Origin of the sequence: Novosphingobium sp. CCH12-A3 (assembly GCF_001556015.1) — a bacterium.
In the GTDB taxonomy this organism is placed as follows: domain Bacteria; phylum Pseudomonadota; class Alphaproteobacteria; order Sphingomonadales; family Sphingomonadaceae; genus Novosphingobium; species Novosphingobium subterraneum.
This window is the reverse complement of the sequence record NZ_LSIA01000231.1, coordinates 1-973: the sequence shown is the minus strand read 5'-3', so window position 1 is coordinate 973 and position 973 is coordinate 1. Positions and strand designations below refer to the sequence as shown.

At 69.9% G+C, this 973-nt stretch carries 1 protein-coding gene and 1 pseudogene; one reads left to right on the top strand and one right to left on the bottom strand.

Annotation, left to right across the window (positions count from 1 at the left end):
• The first annotated feature begins 17 nt into the window (after positions 1 to 17).
• Positions 18 to 173, top strand: a complete 156-nt coding sequence (locus tag AX703_RS28965; RefSeq protein ID WP_369821039.1) for a DUF6771 family protein — start codon at positions 18 to 20, stop codon at positions 171 to 173.
• A 505-nt stretch (positions 174 to 678) separates the two neighbouring features.
• Here the strand turns inward: AX703_RS28965 and AX703_RS18380 are convergent.
• Positions 679 to 973: pseudogene (locus AX703_RS18380) on the bottom strand (DUF736 domain-containing protein); the annotation flags it as partial.

Genomic DNA, 973 nt, shown 5'->3' with positions numbered 1-973 from the left:
CTGCTGTCGCTCATGCGATCCTGGACGCCCCGGGCTGGGCGCGGGTCGGCATCACTGCCCCAAGCTACTGGCTGCGCGAAGATGCCGCACTCGAACTCGCACGCGTGATTGCCGACGCGGTCGACGCGCCCGCGAATGCGCCGTCATCGCAACAGTCGATCCTGCCGCTCTGAGGCCCGCTAGTTCAGCCCGCCGGGCGAGTGAGAGCGCCTCGATCTGCCGGTCGAGCGGAAACCCGAAACGCCGGGCGATCTCGGCGGCGTGTTCGAAGTCCGCAGCGCTGATGTGGATCGAGCGGGCGAGATCCGCTAGCGTTTCGCCCTCGGGCGGCGCGGACAGGGCATGGAGATGCCCGTGCGCCTGCGTCACCGCAAACGGCTCGGGGCTGGCGACGCCGACCACCCTCCTCCGTGAACACGACCAGCGTGTCGCCGGTATGGATGGCCTCGTCGCACTGGACCGCATCGTAGGCATTACCGGTGCTGATGAAGGCGAAGCGTTCACTGTCAGTCAGCATTCTGGTTCTCCGGACATCCCCATGCAAGCGAAGAGGCGGAACGCCGGGCGGGGGGCAGTGCCGGCGTTCCGCCTCAGACCGCGGGGGGGGGGCATCCGCGGCCTTTGCACGGAGACGGGGATCCGCTTGGGGTCCCCGCCGGTTGGAGGTGGACTTGCCGATCAGGCCTCCACGAGCGGCGGCAGCGCGCCATCGTGTTCGGTGCCGTCCTTGGCACCCACCCGGCCGCGCTTGGCAGGCGGGGTCGCGGTGCTGTCGCCCAGACCGTCGTCATTGCGCCCGTCACCGGCCTGCTCCGCGCCGAGGTCGCCGCCGGCATCGTCGGCCGGGAACATGTCGCTCTCGCCGTATTCGGCCGAACCGAGCTGGCTGTTCCTGCGACGCGGACGCTGCCAGGCGATCGCCATGGTGCCGTCCTCGCGCGGGAAAGCGGCGATGTAGAGCGGCTGCGCCATC